Origin of the sequence: Paracoccus sp. SM22M-07 (genome assembly GCF_001887735.1) — a bacterium.
In the GTDB taxonomy this organism is placed as follows: domain Bacteria; phylum Pseudomonadota; class Alphaproteobacteria; order Rhodobacterales; family Rhodobacteraceae; genus Paracoccus.
Genome location: NZ_JPKW01000001.1, coordinates 454,403 through 470,909, shown reverse-complemented (window position 1 = coordinate 470,909; position 16,507 = coordinate 454,403). Strand labels below are relative to the sequence as shown.

Annotated in this window: 17 protein-coding genes; 6 read left to right on the top strand and 11 right to left on the bottom strand. The window is 65.9% G+C overall.

Translation table 11 applies throughout. The features are described 5' to 3' along the window. Nucleotide 1: 1 nt before the first annotated feature. The 10 genes from IE00_RS02395 to IE00_RS02350 all read right to left on the bottom strand — a co-directional run bounded on the left by IE00_RS02395 (nucleotide 2) and on the right by IE00_RS02350 (nucleotide 11,684). The gene (locus IE00_RS02395; RefSeq protein ID WP_072295433.1) at nucleotides 2-1,165 is read right to left on the bottom strand and encodes a zinc ribbon domain-containing protein; all 1,164 of its coding nucleotides are present in this window, start codon (nucleotides 1,163-1,165) and stop codon (nucleotides 2-4) included. 4 nt (nucleotides 1,166-1,169) lie between these two features. Then, nucleotides 1,170-2,273 carry an SPFH domain-containing protein gene (locus IE00_RS02390; RefSeq protein ID WP_072295651.1) on the bottom strand — a complete coding sequence of 368 codons (1,104 nt, stop codon included), beginning with the start codon at nucleotides 2,271-2,273 and terminating at the stop codon, nucleotides 1,170-1,172. A gap of 30 nt (nucleotides 2,274-2,303) precedes the next feature. Continuing rightward, entirely contained in the window at nucleotides 2,304-3,329 is a 1,026-nt protein-coding gene (locus tag IE00_RS02385; protein WP_072295432.1) for a DUF2927 domain-containing protein, read from the bottom strand. Further along, on the bottom strand, nucleotides 3,326-4,510 hold the full coding sequence (locus tag IE00_RS02380) for a toxic anion resistance protein (RefSeq protein ID WP_072295431.1): 1,185 nt from the start codon (nucleotides 4,508-4,510) through the stop codon (nucleotides 3,326-3,328). The genes IE00_RS02385 and IE00_RS02380 overlap by 4 nt, the downstream gene beginning before the upstream one ends. A gap of 183 nt (nucleotides 4,511-4,693) precedes the next feature. Continuing rightward, nucleotides 4,694-6,877: a 3-hydroxyacyl-CoA dehydrogenase NAD-binding domain-containing protein gene (locus tag IE00_RS02375; protein WP_072295430.1), complete on the bottom strand. Its 2,184-nt coding sequence runs from the start codon at nucleotides 6,875-6,877 to the stop codon at nucleotides 4,694-4,696. Between the two features lie 11 nt (nucleotides 6,878-6,888). Beyond that, nucleotides 6,889-8,100 carry an acetyl-CoA C-acetyltransferase gene (locus IE00_RS02370; protein ID WP_072295429.1) on the bottom strand — a complete coding sequence of 404 codons (1,212 nt, stop codon included), beginning with the start codon at nucleotides 8,098-8,100 and terminating at the stop codon, nucleotides 6,889-6,891. Continuing rightward, on the bottom strand, nucleotides 8,097-8,738 hold the full coding sequence (locus tag IE00_RS02365; protein ID WP_072295428.1) for a glutathione S-transferase family protein: 642 nt from the start codon (nucleotides 8,736-8,738) through the stop codon (nucleotides 8,097-8,099). The genes IE00_RS02370 and IE00_RS02365 overlap by 4 nt, the downstream gene beginning before the upstream one ends. Before the next feature lie 273 nt (nucleotides 8,739-9,011). After that, nucleotides 9,012-10,790: an acyl-CoA dehydrogenase C-terminal domain-containing protein gene (locus IE00_RS02360; RefSeq protein WP_072295427.1), complete on the bottom strand. Its 1,779-nt coding sequence runs from the start codon at nucleotides 10,788-10,790 to the stop codon at nucleotides 9,012-9,014. A gap of 4 nt (nucleotides 10,791-10,794) precedes the next feature. Beyond that, a complete protein-coding gene (locus IE00_RS02355; RefSeq protein ID WP_072295426.1) occupies nucleotides 10,795-11,193 on the bottom strand; it encodes a MerR family DNA-binding transcriptional regulator in 399 nt (132 codons plus the stop codon). A 113-nt stretch (nucleotides 11,194-11,306) separates the two neighbouring features. Continuing rightward, a complete protein-coding gene (locus IE00_RS02350) occupies nucleotides 11,307-11,684 on the bottom strand; it encodes a MerR family DNA-binding transcriptional regulator (protein WP_072295425.1) in 378 nt (125 codons plus the stop codon). Nucleotides 11,685-11,826: 142 nt separating this feature from the next. On the opposite strand from IE00_RS02350, the gene IE00_RS02345 reads away from it, so the two are divergent. Genes IE00_RS02345 through IE00_RS02335 form a run of 3 tightly spaced genes read left to right on the top strand, consistent with a single transcriptional unit; the run spans nucleotide 11,827 to nucleotide 14,115 of the window. Continuing rightward, nucleotides 11,827-12,267 (top strand): PaaI family thioesterase, encoded by a 441-nt coding sequence (locus tag IE00_RS02345; RefSeq protein ID WP_072295424.1) that lies wholly within the window; start codon nucleotides 11,827-11,829, stop codon nucleotides 12,265-12,267. A gap of 2 nt (nucleotides 12,268-12,269) precedes the next feature. Next, nucleotides 12,270-12,770 (top strand): PaaI family thioesterase, encoded by a 501-nt coding sequence (locus tag IE00_RS02340; protein WP_072295423.1) that lies wholly within the window; start codon nucleotides 12,270-12,272, stop codon nucleotides 12,768-12,770. Between the two features lies 1 nt (nucleotide 12,771). Further along, nucleotides 12,772-14,115 carry an MATE family efflux transporter gene (locus tag IE00_RS02335; RefSeq protein ID WP_072295422.1) on the top strand — a complete coding sequence of 448 codons (1,344 nt, stop codon included), beginning with the start codon at nucleotides 12,772-12,774 and terminating at the stop codon, nucleotides 14,113-14,115. Here IE00_RS02335 and IE00_RS02330 read toward each other — a convergent pair whose 3' ends face one another. Then, nucleotides 14,116-14,430, bottom strand: coding sequence for a DUF1476 domain-containing protein (locus tag IE00_RS02330; RefSeq protein ID WP_072295421.1), 315 nt, complete (start codon nucleotides 14,428-14,430; stop codon nucleotides 14,116-14,118). Between the two features lie 132 nt (nucleotides 14,431-14,562). Between IE00_RS02330 and purC the strand changes: the two genes are divergently transcribed. The 3 genes from purC (at nucleotide 14,563) to IE00_RS02315 (ending at nucleotide 16,473) form a co-directional block, all read left to right on the top strand. After that, nucleotides 14,563-15,324, top strand: a complete 762-nt coding sequence (purC, locus tag IE00_RS02325; RefSeq protein WP_072295420.1) for a phosphoribosylaminoimidazolesuccinocarboxamide synthase — start codon at nucleotides 14,563-14,565, stop codon at nucleotides 15,322-15,324. Nucleotides 15,325-15,338: 14 nt separating this feature from the next. After that, nucleotides 15,339-15,578 (top strand): phosphoribosylformylglycinamidine synthase subunit PurS, encoded by a 240-nt coding sequence (gene purS / locus IE00_RS02320; protein ID WP_072295419.1) that lies wholly within the window; start codon nucleotides 15,339-15,341, stop codon nucleotides 15,576-15,578. A 94-nt stretch (nucleotides 15,579-15,672) separates the two neighbouring features. Next, nucleotides 15,673-16,473 (top strand): ABC transporter ATP-binding protein, encoded by an 801-nt coding sequence (locus IE00_RS02315; protein WP_072295418.1) that lies wholly within the window; start codon nucleotides 15,673-15,675, stop codon nucleotides 16,471-16,473. Nucleotides 16,474-16,507: the final 34 nt, after the last annotated feature.

The window sequence follows — 16,507 nt, the reverse complement described above, 5'->3', positions numbered from 1 at the left end:
TTCAGACCTGTCCTGAATTGGCCAGATACATGAAAACTGCTAACGCTACCAGCGCGACGAAAGCGGCGGCGGCGATTTTCCAGACGGACCATGGGCGTTCACCCGTGACGCGTCCCGACTGGCCGTTCACCACGAAACGATAGCTTTTGCCGTTATAGCGATAGGCCGCCGTCCAGATGGGCAGCAGGACATGCTTGAAGGTTTCCGCGCTGAAATCGCTGTCGATCGCGTCGATGCGCTGATGATCGCCCCCGATGTCGCGGCGCGCATCCGATGCGATGACCTGCGCCATCTGCCCGCGCGCTGCCTGATGGCCCTGGGCGAGGGGGGTGGTATAGCCCTCGGCCTCGAAGCCCGACAGGAAGGCGGGGCGGTAATCGGCCAGCTGCGCCAGATCCCACGGCATCAGCGCCTGCGTCATCGCGGCGGGCAACGCGGTCGAGGCGGGCACCAACACATCGTTGAAATCCCGCGCGACCTGACCCGATACGGGCCGCCAGCGGATTTTGGGGACCTGCCGCGCCACGCGCTGGTTGCGGCCATTGACCTGCTGGGTGACATAGACGGTTTCGTAATAGGTATCGCCGCGCTGACCACGATAGCGGCTGCGGCTGCGGGCGTCGAAGGTCCAGAAGGGCGAATAGATCCCCGTCAACCGCCGGTCCTTGCGCGCATAGGCCGTCAGCCCCGACGGCGCGAACCACAGGCTGCTCAGCCAGTCCTTCATCGCATCGCGAGCCTGAACCTCGGTCAGGACGAAGGGCAGGACGCCTTGCGGCTTGATCCGGCGGGTCGCGCCGGTATCGGTGACCACGGGCGTCGCGCAGAAGGGACAGCGGCTGGCATGGTGGTCGTCGTCCAGATCGACCCGTGCGCCGCAATTGGGACAGGACAGCGTGCGCACCGTCTGGGTGATGTCGGCGGAACCCGCATCCAGATGCAGGCCCTTGTCCAGCGGAATTTCCACCAGCTGGGGGGCCTTGTGGCCGGCGTCCCATTGCAGGGTCGCGTCCTTCGACGGCTGGCGGCCCGGCGCGCGGGACGGGCCGGGCCCGATATCCTGCCGATGGCCGCAATAATCGCAGACCAGCACCTGCTGGCCCGGCTGAAAGCGCAGGCTGGCCCCGCATTGCGCGCAGGGAAAGCGGTGTTCCATTTCGGCCATGCGCTCAGCCCGGCAGGGGCGGGGGCATCATGGTGAACAGCTGCGCCAGTTCCGACACATCCTCGGCGGGCAGCCAGCCGTCCTGACCGGGCGTCCAGACCAGCGTGTCGCGGGCAAAGCTGCCATCGGCGACCATACGGCCCAAGTGACCGCGCCCGAACGGGCCCTGCGCCTGACCGCCGATGGCCACGTGCCAGACGGTTTCCACGGCGCGACCGGGCAGGGGCGGCGGTGCCGCGGGGGCGGGCTGGGGGGCCGCGCCCCAAGGACCGCTGCGCGCCATGCCCATTGCCGCCCCCATCGCGGCACCGAACCCGGCCCCTGCGCCGCTTTGGTTCTGGGCGGTGTTCATCATCGCCTCGGATGCTGCATATTGGCCGAAGCGGTCCAGGTCGCCGACGATCCCCATCGAGGTGCGCTTGTCCAGCATCGCCTCGACCTCGGAGGGCAGGCTGATGTTTTCGATATAGAATTCGGGCAGGGTCAGGCCATAGGTCTCGATCACGGGGGCGATGGCCTTGGCGACCAGCGTGGCCAGCTGACCGGTATTGGCGGCCATGTCCAGAACGGGAATGTTGGCGGCCGCGATGGCGCGGGAAAATTCCTGCACGATCACGTTGCGGATCTGCAGGGTGATCTCGTCCTTGGTGAAATCGCCGTCGGTGCCGACGATTTCCGACATGAAGCGCGCGGGGTCCGTCACGCGCATCGAATAGGTGCCGAAGGCGCGCAGGCGCACGGGGCCGAATTCCGGATCGCGGGCGATGATCGGGTTGCGCGTGCCCCATTTCAGGTCGTTGAAGCGGGTCTTGTTGACGAAATAGATTTCCGACTTGAAGGGGCTGCGAAGGCCGTGATCCCAATGCTGAAGCCGCGTCAGGATCGGCAGGTTGTTCGTCTCCAGCAGATAAAGCCCCGGCCCAAAGACATCGGCCAGCTGCCCTTCATGGACAAAGACCGCCGCCTGACCTTCGCGGACGGTCAGCTTGGCGCCGTATTTGATGGCATGGCCGACCGTGTCGAAGCGCCAGACCATCGTGTCGCGGCTGTCCGCGGTCCATTCGATGATGTCGATGAATTCGCCGCCGAGGATGTCGAAGATGGACATGGTCATGTTCCCTTTGTGGTGCCGGCCGGTTCAGGCGGCCTCGCCCAGCAGTTCGGAGGCGATCTGGCGGATGAGGGGCGCGGCCTGCGCTTCGGTCATGCCGGGGCGCAGGCGCGGATCATAGAGGATCTGCAGCAGCAATTCGTCATGGCGGGTCAGCAGGGCGAATTCCTCGTCGTCGTTGAAGATCGAGGGGCGTGCGACGGGGCTGTCATTGGCCAGGCCCATGCCCTGGGCGATTTCCTCGTGGATGCACGATGACCGCAGCAGGTCCGGCAGCTCGGCGCGGATCACGGCGACGGCATGGGCATATTCGCTGGCGCTGCCCTTGGAATAGGCGAAGACCGTGCAGCTGATGGCGGGGGGCAGGTTGGCCAGCATGGCCGCATCCTGGGACGGGATGCCGGGGACCAGTTCCGACAGGCGGGGTCCGATGTCCCGCCGTTCATCCTCGGACACGATCAGCACCGCGAAATTGCCGCCGCTGCCGGTCAGGGCGATGGGATGACCGGTCGCGCCGGACAGGCGGTTGCCGAAACCCGCCACCTCGGACCGCCACGCGGCGCGTTCCGCGACGGGGGTCGAGGGGCCGAATTCCAGCTGCAACCGAACCGGCTGCACCCAACGGCGCAGGGGCGCGGTGCGCGATTGCGACACCAGCGCATCGCCGCTGCGGCTGTATTCGTCGCGCAGCGCGATGGCCATGAAATCGCGGGTCAGCGTTTCGGCGGTGATGGGGGCATCCTGCGGCACGCGATCGCGACGCAGCTTGCCCTGCGCGATCAGGCGGCGCTGCATGGCGGCATAGTAGTCGCGCTGCGTCTGGCTGGCGGCGCTGGCCGAGGTCGGGACGGCATTGGCGGCGCGGTTGCGTTCGGCACGCGCCTTGCGCAATTCGGCCTGGGTCGGGGCCGCATCATCCTGCACCACCGGGCGCGGATCGGGGCGGTCGGATGTCGGGGGGGCAGGCGGCGTCTGCCCATCGCCACAGGCCGCCAGCGCCAGCACCGCCGCCAGAAGGGCGCCAGAGGCGCGGGACAATGCAGGACGGATCATCGACGCCCCCCTGCCGGTGCGGTCTTGTTCAGGCGCGGCGCGGACGCGGCGGCCAGCGTGTCGCGCAGTTCGGCCTCCATCTGGGTCAGGTCGCTTTCGGCGGCGGCACGGCGGGCGCGGCCCTCATCGGCGATGCGCAGGCTGTCCTCGATGGTGGCGATCAGCTGGGCGTTGGCGGTCTTGACGGATTCGATGTCAAAGACGCCGCGCTCGGTCTCGGCGCGGATGGTGGCATTGGCCTGACGCAGGTTGTCGGCATTGCGGGTCAGCAATTCGTTGGTCAGGTCGCTGGCCTCGCGCACCGCGCGGGCGGCCTCGGCGCTGCGCTGGATGGTCACGGCCTGCGCCAGCTGGGTTTCCCACAGGGGCACCGTGTTCACCAGGGTCGAGTTGATCTTGGTCACCAGCGACTTGTCGTTTTCCTGCACCAGCCGGATCGAGGGCAGGGACTGCATCGTCACCTGGCGGGTCAGCTTCAGGTCGTGGACCCGGCGTTCCAGATCGTCGCGCAGCGCGCGCAGGTCGCGCAGCTCCTGCGCCTCGATCACCTGGTCGGGCTCGGGCTTGGCGGCGACCTCGGCCTCCTTGGCGGGGATGACGTCATGGTCCAGTTCGTGCAGCTTTTCGGTCCCTGCCGCGATATAAAGCGCCAGTTCGTCATAGAAGGTCAGCGTCCGGTCATAGAGCAGATCCAGCGACTTGATGTCCTTCAGCAGGGTCTGTTCATGCGCCTCCAGCTCGGCCGAGATGCGGTCGATCTGGGTCTGGACGTTCTCGTAATTGGCGACGAATTTGGCAAAGGGGGCCGACCGGCCCAGCAGCTTTTCCCACCAGCTGCGGGTGCGGCGGACATCCAGTTCCGACGTTGAAAAGCCGCGGATGGTGGTGACCACCTCGCGCAGGCTGTCGCCCGCGGGACCAGCCTCCTTGGTCTTGACGTCGGCAAGCATCTGCTGGCTGATCTGCTGCAGCCCCGATTGGGCGCGGGTCCCGAACCGCAGGATCGACCCGCTGTCGCCCAGATCGATCTCGGCCATGCGGCTGCGGATCGCCTGCGCGGTGGCTTCGTCGGCTTCGGCCAGTGCGACGGGGGCCTCGGCCGGTTGCGCAGGCAGATCCGAGGTCAGGGTCTCGATCTCTTTCTGGGTCGCTTCGGCGCGGCGGCGGGTGTCGTCGGTCATCAGAATGTCCCCTTGTCGGCGATCCGGTGGTCACGCCGTTTCTGCACAGCAGCATATGGCGGAATCGCTGCACTTCAACGGCATAGCACGGGGAAAGTTTCGCGTCATGCGCGCCGTAAAGGACGAAAAGGGGGTCGCGGATGACCGCGCGCCCCCAAAGTCGGATCAGACGGATGGGCCTGATCAGGCGGCCTTCTTGCCCGAACCAAAGCGGTCATAGAAGCTGTCGCCTGCTTCCGCCATCTGGCGCAGCATCTGCGGCGCCTTGAAGCGCGGACCGTGCTGCGCCTCCAGCCGGTCGCAGATCTGTACCGCGCGGTCGGCGCCCAGGATGTCCAGCCAGCCGAAGGGCCCCCCCGACCAGGGCGCAAAGCCCCAGCCCAGAATGGCGCCCACGTCGCCTTCACGGATATCCTCCAGCACGCCATCCTCCAGCGCGCGTACGGCCTCCAGGCTCTGGGCGAACATCAGGCGGTGCTGGATGTCGTCCAGCGCGGGCTGGTCGGGGCTGCGCGGGTATTGCGCGTCCAGACCCTCCCACAGGCCCTGCCGCTTGCCATCCTCATAGGCATAGAAGCCCGCGCCGCCCTTTCGGCCCATCCGGCCCTGATCGGCCATCCAGAACAGGACATCGTCGACCGCGCCGTCGGGATAGGCATCGCCCATCGCGGCCTTGGTCGCCTTGGCGATCTTGACGCCCAGGTCGATCGAGGTCTCGTCGACCAGCTGCAGCGGACCCAGGGGCATGCCCATCATCTTGGCGGCGTTTTCCACCAGCGTGGGGTTCACGCCCTCGGCCACCATGCGGATGCCCTCGTTGATATAGGGGATGATGCAGCGGTTGGCATAGAAGAACCGCTCGTCGTTCACGACGATGGGGGTCTTGCGGATCTGGCGCACGAAATCCAGCGCCTTGGCGACCGCCACGGGACCGGTTTCCTTGCCCTTGATGATCTCGACCAGCAGCATCTTGTCGACCGGGCTGAAGAAGTGGATGCCGATGAACTGTTCGGGCCGCATGCTGGCCTTCGCCAGGTCGCTGATCGGCAGGGTCGAGGTGTTGGTGGCAAAGATCGCGTCATGCGGGATCACGGCCTCGGCCTTCTTCGTCACCTCGGCCTTGACCGACGGGTCCTCGAAGACCGCCTCGACGATCAGATCGCAGCCCTGCAGGGCGGCGTAATCGGTGGTGGCGGTGATGCGGTCCAGCACCTGGGCCTTCTTCTCCTCGGTCGCCTTCTTGCGGCTGATGGCCTTGTCCAGAAGGCCCGTGGAATAGGCCTTGCCGCGGTCGGCGCTGTCTTGCGCCGCGTCGATCAGCACGACCTCGATCCCGGCCATGGCGCTGACATAGGCGATGCCCGCGCCCATCATGCCCGCGCCCAGGATGCCGACCTTGCGCACGGTCTGGTCCGGTGCATCGGGACGGTTCGCGCCCTTCTCAAGGGCTTCCTTGTTGATGAACAGGCTGCGGATCATCGCGGTGCTGCTGGGGTTCATCAGTACGTTGGTGAACCAGCGCGCCTCGATCTTCAGCGCCTGGTCAAACGGCACCATCGACCCCTCATAGACCGCCGACAGCAGCGCCTTGGCCGCCGGATAGACGCCCATCGTCTTCCCATGCACCATCGCGGAGGCGCCCACGAAGGTCATGAAACCCGCCGGGTGGAACGGCTCTCCGCCCGGCATCTTGTAGCCCTTGGCATCCCACGGCTTGACCAGGTCGGCCTCCTTGGCTTCCAGCACCCAGGCCCTGGCGGCGGCCAGCGGATCTTCGACGACCTCGTCGATCAGCCCGGCCGATTTCGCCTTCTTCGGGTCCGACAGCTTGCCCTCCAGCAGGAAGGGTGCCGCCATCATCGCGCCCAGCTTGCGCGTCAGGCGGGTGGTGCCGCCGGCACCGGGAAAGATGCCGACCATGATCTCGGGCAGGCCGATCTTGGCCTTGGCATTGTCGGCCGCAAAGATGCGATGCGTCGCCAGCGGCAGTTCCAGCCCGATGCCAAGCGCGGTGCCGGGCAGTGCGCTGGCGATCGGCTTGCCGCCCTTCTTGGTCTTGGGGTCCATGCCCGCCAGTTCGATCTTGCGCAGCAGGTGGTGCAGCGTCATCACGCCGTCGAATACGCCCTGTGCGCCATTCGCGTCCTTCATCCCCGCGATGACCTTCAGGTCCATCCCGGCGGCGAAATCCTTCTTGCCGCTGGTGATGACGATGCCCTTGACGGCATCGTCGGCCAGCGCGTCGTCGATCAGCCCGTTCAGGGCGGTCGCGCCGTCCATCGACAGCACGTTCATCGACTTGCCCGGCACGTCCCAGGTGATCACCGCGACGCCGTCGGCGCCTTTTTCCATCGTGAAATCGGTCATGTCCGGGCTCCTCACATGCGTTCGATGATGGTGGCCGCGCCCATGCCGGACGCGATGCACAGGGTCGCCAGACCCATGGTCTTGTCCTGCCGCTCAAGCTCGTCCAGCAGGGTGCCGATGATGATCGCGCCGGTCGCGCCCAGGGGGTGGCCCATGGCGATGGCGCCGCCGTTCACGTTGACCTTGGAATGGTCCACGTCGAAGGCCTGCATGAAGCGCAGCACCACGGATGCGAAGGCTTCGTTCACCTCGAACAGGTCGATGTCGCCGATGGACAACCCGCTGTCCTTCAGGATTTTTTCTGTCACGGGAACCGGGCCGGTCAGCATGATTGTGGGGTCGGTGCCGATCTTGGCGGTGGCGCGGATGCGGGCGCGGGGCTTCAGGCCATGGGCCTGCCCGAATTCCGCGTTGCCGATCAGCACGGCCGCGGCGCCGTCGACGATGCCGCTGCTGTTGCCCGCGTGGTGGATGTGATCGACATGGGTCAGGTGCGGGTATTTCAGCATCGCGACCTTGTCGAAGCCGGGCATCATCTCGCCCATCTCCTTGAAGGCAGGCTTCAGCTTGGCCAGGTCCTCGGCGGTGGTGCCGGGGCGCATGTATTCGTCGCGGTCCAGGATGGTCAGGCCGTTCTGGTCCAGCACCGGGACGATGGACTTGGCAAAGCGGTTATCTGCCCAGGCCTGCGCCGCCCGGCGCTGGCTTTCCAAGGCCAGCGCATCGGCATCCGCGCGGCTGAAGCCGTATTCGGTCGCAATGATGTCGGCGCTGATCCCCTGCGGCACGAAATAGGACCGCATGGCCAGTCCCGGATCGACGGCAATGGCTGCCCCGTCGCTGCCCATGGCAACGCGACCCATCATCTCGACCCCGCCAGCGATATAGGCCTGGCCCGCGCCGCCCTTGATCTGGTTGGCGGCCAAGTTCACAGCCTCCATGCCGGAGGCGCAGAAGCGGTTGATCGACAGACCGGGAATGGACTGGTCCAGGTCCGATGCCAGCACGGCGCTGCGCGCCAGGCAGCCGCCCTGTTCCTTGACCTGGGTCACGTTGCCCCAGATCACGTCCTCGACCGCGTGGCCTTCCAGCCCGTTGCGGTCCTTGACGGCGTTCAGCAGGCGCGCGGACAGCGCCAGCGAGGTGACCTCGTGCAGGCTGCCATCGGGGCGGCCCTTGCCGCGCGGCGTGCGGGCGGCGTCATAGATGAATGCGTCGGTCATATGTCCTCCTTGGGCGCCCGGTCGGATGGGTTGCCGGGCATCAGATCATAGGGGTGTTTCCAGCCGGGCAGGTCATGGATGGCCTGCAGCCAGCGGTCGATACGGGGCCAGTCCTGGCGGTCGAAACCGAAAGGCTCGGGGTAGTACAGGTATCCGCACAGCGCGAAATCGGCGATGGTCGGGCCGCCGGGCGCGACCCAGTCCCGGTCCGCCAGATGCGCGTCCAGCACCTGATAGGCACCCTTCAGCCGCCCCTGCAGGTATTCCGCAGCACCCGCCGGACGCTTGTCCGCGGACAGGAAGTTCAACAGGAACCGTGCCGGTCCCGCCTGGGCGGATACCTTGTGATTGTCGAACATCAGCCAGCGCAGCGTTTCATTGCGGTCGCTGCCCAGGAACTTGCCGGTCCGCTCGGCGATGTGCAGTTGGATGACGGCGGATTGCGTCAGGGTCAGGTCGTCTTCGCGAAAGACCGGCACCTCGCCCATCGGATTCAAAGCACGGAATTCGGGGCTGCGGCCCTCTCCGTTGAAAAAATCGACATAGACGGGCTGCCAGTCATAATCCGCCAGCTGCATTGTCAGCGCCGGTTTGTAGGCATTCCCGGATTCACCAAAGCACCAGAGTTGCGCGGTCATCTTTCCTCCTCGACGCCGGGGGGCTTCGCACCCCCCCGGACCCCCCGCGGGGTATTTGGGCAAAGAAGAAGAGGCGTTAACCACTTCTTCAACAGAGCGGCATTAGTCTGGTCGTGCGGTGCAGGCTGGGGAGCCGATGACCGCCAAAGGAGAAGTCGCCCCGGTCTGTGGGCCGATAACGCCTGACCCGACACCAATCGGGAGAGGCCGGGGCGCATCCTGCTTCTTCTTTGCAAAAATACCCAATGCGACTCCTCCGCCTTCGCTGCCGGATCAGAAGGCTTCTGCCTCCAGCTCCATCACCGTGGCCGCTCCGGACTGGATGCGCGCCAGATGCGTCGCCGTCATCGGCAGCTGCCGCTTCATGTAGTATCGACCGGTCGCCAGCTTTGTCTTGTGGAAGGCGGGGTCTGCCGTGCCCGCGTCCAGCGCGGCCTGTGCGGCAACGGCCATCCGCGCCCACATGTAGCCCAGGGTCACGTGACCGAAGAGATGCATGAAATCATAGCTGCCCGACAGCGCATCGTTGGGGTTCTTCATGCCGCGTTCCATGAAAAACATGGACGCCGCCTGCAGGTCCTTGGACGCGGCCTTCAGCGGTTCGATGAAATCGGCGGCCAGCGCCGGGTTGCCGGACTGTTCCTTGCAGAACGATTTGACCATGTCGAAGAAGGCCATGACGTGCTTGCCGCCGTCCTGGGCCAGCTTGCGGCCGACCAGGTCCAGCGCCTGCACGCCGTTCGCGCCTTCGTAGATCATGGTGATGCGGGCATCGCGGACGAACTGGCTCATGCCCCACTCCTCGACATAGCCGTGGCCGCCGAAGACCTGCTGGGCCAGCACCGTCGTCTCGAAGCCCTTGTCGGTCAGGAAGCCCTTGATGACGGGCGTCATCAGCGACACCAGCCCTTCGGCATCCTTGTCGTTGGCAAGGTGGCCGCGGTCGATCAGGTGCGCGCCCCACAGGGCAAGGGCGCGGGCGCCCTCCAGGAAGGACTTCTGGTCCATCAGGCTGCGGCGGATGTCGGGATGCACGATCAGCGGATCGGCGGGGCCGGCCGGGTTCTTGGCGCCCGTCACCGAACGCCCCTGCAGGCGGTCCTTGGCATAGGCGACGGCGTTCTGATAGGCGGGGACGGCCCCGGCATAACCTTGCAGGCCGACACCGATGCGGGCCTCGTTCATCATGGTAAACATGGCGCGCATGCCCTTGTGCAGATCGCCCAGCAGCCAACCACGCGCGCCGTCATAGTTCATGACGCAGGTCGCATTCGCATGGATGCCCATCTTGTGTTCCAGCGCGCCCACAGACACGCCGTTGCGGTCGCCCAGGCTGCCATCTGCGTTCACCAGGAACTTCGGGACGATGAACAGGCTGATGCCCTTGGTGCCCTCGCCGCCGCCGGGTGCCTTGGCCAGCACCAGGTGGATGACGTTTTCCGCCATGTCGTGATCGCCGGCCGAGATGAAGATCTTCTGCCCGGTGATCAGATAGCTGCCATCGTCCTGCGGTTCGGCCTTGGTGCGCAGCAGACCCAGATCGGTGCCGCAATGCGGTTCCGTCAGGTTCATCGTGCCGGTCCAGTCGCAGCTGACCATCTTGGGCAGATAGGTCTGCTTCTGTGCGTCGGTGCCATGCGCATGGATCGCGGAATAGGCGCCGTGGGTCAGGCCCTGATACATGTTGAAGGCCATGTTCGCGCTGACGAACATCTCTCCGGTGGCGACGCCCATGGTATAGGGCATGCCTTGTCCGCCATATTCCGGGTCGCAGTCCAGCGCGGTCCAGCCGCCTTCCTTGACGGCTTCGAAGGCCTTGCCGAACCCGTCGGGGGTGCGCACGACGCCGTTTTCCAGCACGCAGCCCTGCTGATCGCCGGGCAGGTTCAGGGGGGCCAGCACTTCGGAGGCGAGCTTGCCCGCGGCCTCGAGGATGGCCTCGGTGAATTCGGGGTCCAGGTCGTCGTGACCGGGAAGATCGGATTGCGACAGCTTCAGCACGTCGTGCAGCACGAATTGCAGGTCGCGGATCGGCGGATTGTAGATCGGCATGGCGTTATCCTGTGGGCTGTTCGTGGGACGCGGCGGCAAGCCGGGTCTGCGCGTCGGAGAGGTGCTGCCTGAGTTCGGCGATGGCCTCGCTCAGTTCCGCATATTGCCGTTCCATGTCCGCCAGCCTTGCCTGTCCCACGTCGATCGTCGCGGCGATCTGCGTGCGGTTGGCACTGCCGGGGGCGTAAAGCTCCAGCAGCTGGCGGATCTGTTCCAGGCTGAAACCAAAGCGCTTGCCCCGCAGGATCAGCGTCAGCCTTGCCCGGTCGCGCCGGTCGTAAAGGCGGTGCTGGCCCCTGCGCTGGGGAAAGATCAGTTCGCGCGCCTCATAGAAGCGAAGCGTGCGCGGCGTGACGTCGAATGCGTCGCACATCTGTCGAATGGTCATCAGCTCGTCGGACATGGTAGGCGGCTCCTCCTCCTGAAACCTGGCGTTCCGTCCTTGGCCTCAAGATAGGATCAAGTTGACGCGAACGTAAGCAAGACGCGGCGTCACGACAGTCCCCTGCCGTGGCGTCATTCCATGCGGGCCAGCTCGTCCTCTCCGGTCTGGCGCAGCTGGGCCAGGTCGGCCCGTGCCGCCTGCATGTCGGCGATCTGCTGGTCCAGCACATCCAGCTGTCTCTGGGCCATCTCGATCCAGACCTGGTACTGTTCCCGCGACCCCTTCTTGTCATAGATCAGCAGCCATTTGCGGATATCCTCGAGCGAGAATCCGAAGCGGCGGCCGCGCAGGATCAGCGTCATCCGCGCCACCTCTCGCGGGCCATAGAAGCGGGCGCGGCCTTCCTTGAAAGGCTTCAGCAGCTCGATGTATTCGTAATAGCGCAGCGTGCGCGGCGTCACGTCGAAGCGCGCGCACATGTCCTTGAAGCTGATCCGGTCTTCGGTCATTCGCGCCCCCTCTCCGAGTTCCCTTTGCGTAAACTTAGGGTGTGTCGATCATATTCTCAACCGAATCGCGCAGTCATGGTTCATTGGGGTTGAGCATGCGCCCGACGCGCGGCTAAGCATCAACAAACACAAGGAGACGCGGATGTCCGACCAGACCGAAGGCCCTCAGGATGATCGCACCCGCATCGCCCAGCAATTCATCGAGGCCATCCCCCACGCGCGCGCATTGGGCATGCGGGTGGACGAACTGGGGCAGGGCCGCGCCGTCATCAGCATGCCCTGGGCCGAACATCTGGTGGGCGACCCGCGGACGGGCGTCATCCACGGCGGCGTCGTGTCGGCGCTGATGGACACCTGCTGCGGGGCGGCGGTCATGGTCCATCCCAGCAACCCGTCATCGACCGCGACCATCGATCTGCGCATCGACTATATGCGCGCCGCGAAACCCGGGCAGCGGATCACCGCGCGTGCCGAATGCTATCACATGACCCGCAGCGTGGCCTTTCTTCGGGCCGTGGCGCTGGACGAGGATGGCGAAAACCCCGTGGCGACCGCGACCGGCGCCTTCACGGCAGAGAGGTGATCATGGGCGACCGCAACGAACCGCTGCACCAGATCAAGTCGCGTCGCGATTCGGCGCTGAAGGCGCTGGTCACCGGCGTCCCCTACATGTCCTGGCTGGGCATCACCTTCGACCGGCGCGGCGATGAGCTGACGGCCATCCTGCCCTTTGACGAAAAGCTGATCGGCAATCCGCGCCTGCCGGCCATCCATGGCGGCGTGACGGCCGCCTTCCTGGAGGTCACGGCCATCATCGAGCTGTCCTGGTCGGTGATGTGGGAAGACCTGGAATCGGGCCGCATCGCACCTGATGCGGCGGTGCCTGACAGCCTGCCGCGCCTGCCCAAGACCATCGATTTCACCGTCGATTACCTGCGGTCGGGCCTGCCGCGCGACGCCTATGCGCGGGCGCGGGTGGTGCGGTCGGGGCGACGCTACGCCTCCGTCCATGTCGAGGCGTGGCAGGACAACCGCGCCCGCCTGATCGCGCAGGCGACCGGGCATTTCCTGATGCCCCAGCCCTGACATGCAGGGTCCGTTGCTGACGCATCGGCGCGTGCTGAACATCGCGCTGCCCATCGTTCTGTCGAACCTGACCGTGCCGCTGCTGGGTCTGGTGGATACCGGCGTCGTGGGCCAGCTGGGCCTGCCCGAGGCGATCGGGGCGGTGGGCATCGGGGCGGTCATCCTGACCTCGATCTATTGGGTGTTCGGGTTTCTGCGCATGGGGACCTCGGGGCTGGTGGCGCAGAGCCACGGCGCGGGCGACCAGGCCGAGGTCGGCGCCCATCTGCTGCGCGCGCTGGCCATCGCGGGCGCGGCCGGGGCGGTCTTCATCGCGCTGCAGGTGCCGATCTTCTGGGCGGCCTTCCGGCTGGCGCCGGCATCGGATGCGGTGGAAGGGCTGGCGCGCGATTACCTGGCGATCCGCATCTGGGGGGCGCCCGCGACCATCGGCCTCTATGCGATCACCGGCTGGCTGATCGCGGTCGAACGCACCCGCGCGGTGCTGGGGCTGCAACTGCTGCAGAACGGGCTGAATGTGGGCTTGGACATCTGGTTCGTGCTGGGTCTGGGCCTGGGGGTCAGCGGCGTGGCCTGGGCCACGCTGGCGGCCGAACTGGCGGGGCTGGCCGTCGGGCTGTGGCTGGCGCGCCATGTGCTGGCCCGCGCCGTCACCGCGGCCCGCGACACGGCCAGCCTGTTCGCGCGCGCCAAGATTGACCGGCTGGCGCGGGTGAACACCGACATCATGATCCGGTCCGTACTGCTGCAGGGCTGCATGACCAGCTTTCTGTTCCTTGGGGCGGGGCAGGGCGACGTGCCGCTGGCCGCCAATCAGGTCCTGTTGCAATTCGTGGCGCTGACGGCCTTTGCGCTGGATGGCTTCGCCTTTGCCGCTGAAAGTCTGGTGGGGCAGGCAGTGGGGGCGCAAAGGCCCGACCGGGTGCGGCGGGCCTCGATCCTGACCTCGCAATGGGGGCTGGGGGGCGCGGTGGTGCTGGGACTGGTCTTCATCGTCGCGGGCGGGGCGATCATCGACATCCTGACCACCTCGCCGCAGGTCCGGGCCGAGGCGCGGATCTATCTGCCTTGGCTGGGGCTTGCGCCGCTGATCGGCGTGGCAGGCTGGATGCTGGACGGCATCTTCATCGGGGCCACCCTGACGCGGGACATGCGCAACGCGATGATCCGGTCGGTCGCGGTCTTTGTGGCGGCGGTGCTGATCCTGCCGCCGTTCTGGGGCAATCACGGGCTGTGGGCAGCGCTGATGGCGCTGAACACCGCGCGCGCCATCACCATGCTGCGCCGTTATGGCCATGCCGAGGATGCCGCGACACCCCCCAAGGGCGACGCGGCGGCGGCGTGATCAGCTTTCGTCGACGACCTGGCGACGGGCCTCGTCCATCAGTTCGGCCATCTTGGCGCGGATCGTGGCGTCATCGGCGACCCCCTGCAGGTCGGTGCTGACCTTGCGGAAGACGTCTTCCTCGCCCGGTTCCTCGAAATCCGAAGTGACGACGGTCATCGCATAGGCCCGGGCCTCGTCGCCGGTCTTGTCCAGCAACCCGGCCGCCCATTCGCCCAGCAGGCGGTTGCGGCGTGCCTCGGCCTTGAAGCGCAGATCGGCATCATGCGCGAATTTCGCCTCATAGGCGCGCTCTCGGTCGTCAAACGTGGTCATCGGTCCACCTCCTGCTGCAACTTGATCAGATAAGAGCCTTTCGCACGTCTTGTCGCAAGCCTCGTATTGCCCCCCGATGCCTTTCTGCGCTAAGCCGCCTCTTTGAGAGACATGCGAAAGGACGGTGGGGCCATGGCACCGCGGCGCAAGAAGGTTTACGAAGGCAAAGCCAAGATCCTGTACGAAGGTACGGAACCGGGCACGCTGGTCCAGTACTTCAAGGACGACGCGACGGCGTTCAATGCCCAGAAGAAGGCGACGATCGAAGGCAAGGGTGTCCTGAACAACCGCCTGTCGGAATTCTTCATGCAGGGGCTGACCAATATCGGCGTCCCCAATCACTTCATCCGCCGCATCAACATGCGCGAACAGCTGATCCGCCAGGTCGAGATCATTCCGCTGGAAGTGATCGTGCGCAACTTTGCCGCCGGCTCGCTCTCCAAGCGGCTGGGCCTTGAGGAGGGCACGCTGCTGCCCCGTCCGATCGTCGAATACAGCTACAAGAACGACGAGCTGGGCGACCCGATGGTGTCGGAGGAATACGTCATCGCCTTCGGCTGGGCCAGCCAGCAGGACCTGGACGACATCGTGTCCCTGGCGCTGCGCGTCAACGACTTCCTGTCGGGCGTCTTCTATGGCGCGGGCATCAAGCTGATCGATTTCAAGATCGAGATCGGCCGCGTCTGGGACAATGATTTCATGCGCCTGATCGTTGCCGATGAAATCAGCCCCGACAGCTGCCGCCTGTGGGACGTCAAGACCGGGCAGAAGCTGGACAAGGACGTGTTCCGCCGCGACCTGGGCAACCTGACCGACGCCTATACCGAAGTGGCGCGCCGGCTGGGCCTGATGCCCGCCAACACGACCAGCCTGAAACCGACCGCGATCAACTGAGAAGGAAGCCCGCGATGAAAGCCCGTGTCACCATCATGCTGAAGGACGGTGTTCTGGACCCGCAGGGCGAGGCGATCCGCCATGCGCTTGGCGGTCTGGGTCATGACGGCGTTTCCGGCGTCCGCCAGGGCAAGCTGATCGAGCTGGACCTGGCCGCCACCGACGCCGAGGCCGCGCGCGCCGAAGTGGCGAAGATGTGCGAGGGCCTGCTGGCCAATACCGTGATCGAGAAATACTCGATCGAGATCGCCTGACAGGCTTCGATGACGTTGCGGCAGCCTGCCCTTATGGTCAGGTTGCCCGCAAGTCCCCGTTGCAAATCGGAGGCGTTTGACGCCCAATGCGCGGATGATGAACCAGACCCCGACCCCCTCCGACACGACCACGCCGGTCATCCAGATCAACGGGCTGCACAAGTCCTATGGCCAGCTTGATGTGCTGAAGGGCGTCTCGATGACCGCCCCGCGCGGTCACGTGGTCAGCCTGATCGGATCTTCCGGTTCGGGAAAATCCACTCTGCTGCGCTGCTGCAACCTGCTGGAAAACAGCCAGGCGGGCGATATCCTGTTCGACGGCGAGGCCGTGCGCTGGAAGGGCAAGGGCCTTGACCGTGCGCCCGCCGACCGCGCGCAGGTGACGCGGTTCCGCACCAACCTGTCGATGGTCTTCCAGCAGTTCAACCTGTGGGCTCATATGACGATCCTGCAGAACGTCATGGAGGCGCCCCTGACCGTGCTGGGCGAGGATCGCGGCACCGTCGAGGCCCGCGCCCGGGCCCTGCTGGACAAGGTCGGCATCGGCGACAAGGCCGATGCCTGGCCCGCCCAGTTGTCGGGCGGCCAGCAACAGCGCGCCGCCATCGCGCGCGCGCTGTGCATGCAGCCCACGGCGCTGCTGTTCGACGAACCGACCAGCGCGCTTGACCCCGAACTGCAGCAGGAGGTCGTCAAGGTCATCAAGGACCTGGCCGGTGAGCATCGCACGATGATCATGGTTACCCATGACATGCGGCTGGCCGCCGATGTCAGCGATCACGTCGTCTTCCTGCACCAGGGCGTGATCTGCGAAGAAGGCCCGCCATCGCAGCTGTTCGGGAACCCGCAGACCGACCGTCTGCGCCAGTTCCTGTCGGCCTCGATGGCCAACTGAAAAAAACAACGACACCAACAGGAGACTATGCCGC

What these genes read in the sequence shown, in the direction of transcription:
- IE00_RS02335 (WP_072295422.1), top strand. Translation starts at nt 12,772, where the DNA reads ATGCAGGGTCCGTTGCTGACGCATCGGCGCGTGCTGAACATCGCGCTG.
- IE00_RS02340 (WP_072295423.1), top strand. Translation starts at nt 12,270, where the DNA reads ATGGGCGACCGCAACGAACCGCTGCACCAGATCAAGTCGCGTCGCGAT.
- IE00_RS02355 (WP_072295426.1), bottom strand. Translation starts at nt 11,193, where the DNA reads ATGTCCGACGAGCTGATGACCATTCGACAGATGTGCGACGCATTCGAC.
- IE00_RS02380 (WP_072295431.1), bottom strand. Translation starts at nt 4,510, where the DNA reads ATGACCGACGACACCCGCCGCCGCGCCGAAGCGACCCAGAAAGAGATC.
- IE00_RS02390 (WP_072295651.1), bottom strand. Translation starts at nt 2,273, where the DNA reads ATGTCCATCTTCGACATCCTCGGCGGCGAATTCATCGACATCATCGAA.
- IE00_RS02365 (WP_072295428.1), bottom strand. Translation starts at nt 8,738, where the DNA reads ATGACCGCGCAACTCTGGTGCTTTGGTGAATCCGGGAATGCCTACAAA.
- IE00_RS02360 (WP_072295427.1), bottom strand. Translation starts at nt 10,790, where the DNA reads ATGCCGATCTACAATCCGCCGATCCGCGACCTGCAATTCGTGCTGCAC.
- IE00_RS02375 (WP_072295430.1), bottom strand. Translation starts at nt 6,877, where the DNA reads ATGACCGATTTCACGATGGAAAAAGGCGCCGACGGCGTCGCGGTGATC.
- IE00_RS02395 (WP_072295433.1), bottom strand. Translation starts at nt 1,165, where the DNA reads ATGGCCGAAATGGAACACCGCTTTCCCTGCGCGCAATGCGGGGCCAGC.
- IE00_RS02385 (WP_072295432.1), bottom strand. Translation starts at nt 3,329, where the DNA reads ATGATCCGTCCTGCATTGTCCCGCGCCTCTGGCGCCCTTCTGGCGGCG.
- IE00_RS02315 (WP_072295418.1), top strand. Translation starts at nt 15,673, where the DNA reads ATGATGAACCAGACCCCGACCCCCTCCGACACGACCACGCCGGTCATC.
- purS (WP_072295419.1), top strand. Translation starts at nt 15,339, where the DNA reads ATGAAAGCCCGTGTCACCATCATGCTGAAGGACGGTGTTCTGGACCCG.
- IE00_RS02345 (WP_072295424.1), top strand. Translation starts at nt 11,827, where the DNA reads ATGTCCGACCAGACCGAAGGCCCTCAGGATGATCGCACCCGCATCGCC.
- IE00_RS02350 (WP_072295425.1), bottom strand. Translation starts at nt 11,684, where the DNA reads ATGACCGAAGACCGGATCAGCTTCAAGGACATGTGCGCGCGCTTCGAC.
- purC (WP_072295420.1), top strand. Translation starts at nt 14,563, where the DNA reads ATGGCACCGCGGCGCAAGAAGGTTTACGAAGGCAAAGCCAAGATCCTG.
- IE00_RS02330 (WP_072295421.1), bottom strand. Translation starts at nt 14,430, where the DNA reads ATGACCACGTTTGACGACCGAGAGCGCGCCTATGAGGCGAAATTCGCG.
- IE00_RS02370 (WP_072295429.1), bottom strand. Translation starts at nt 8,100, where the DNA reads ATGACCGACGCATTCATCTATGACGCCGCCCGCACGCCGCGCGGCAAG.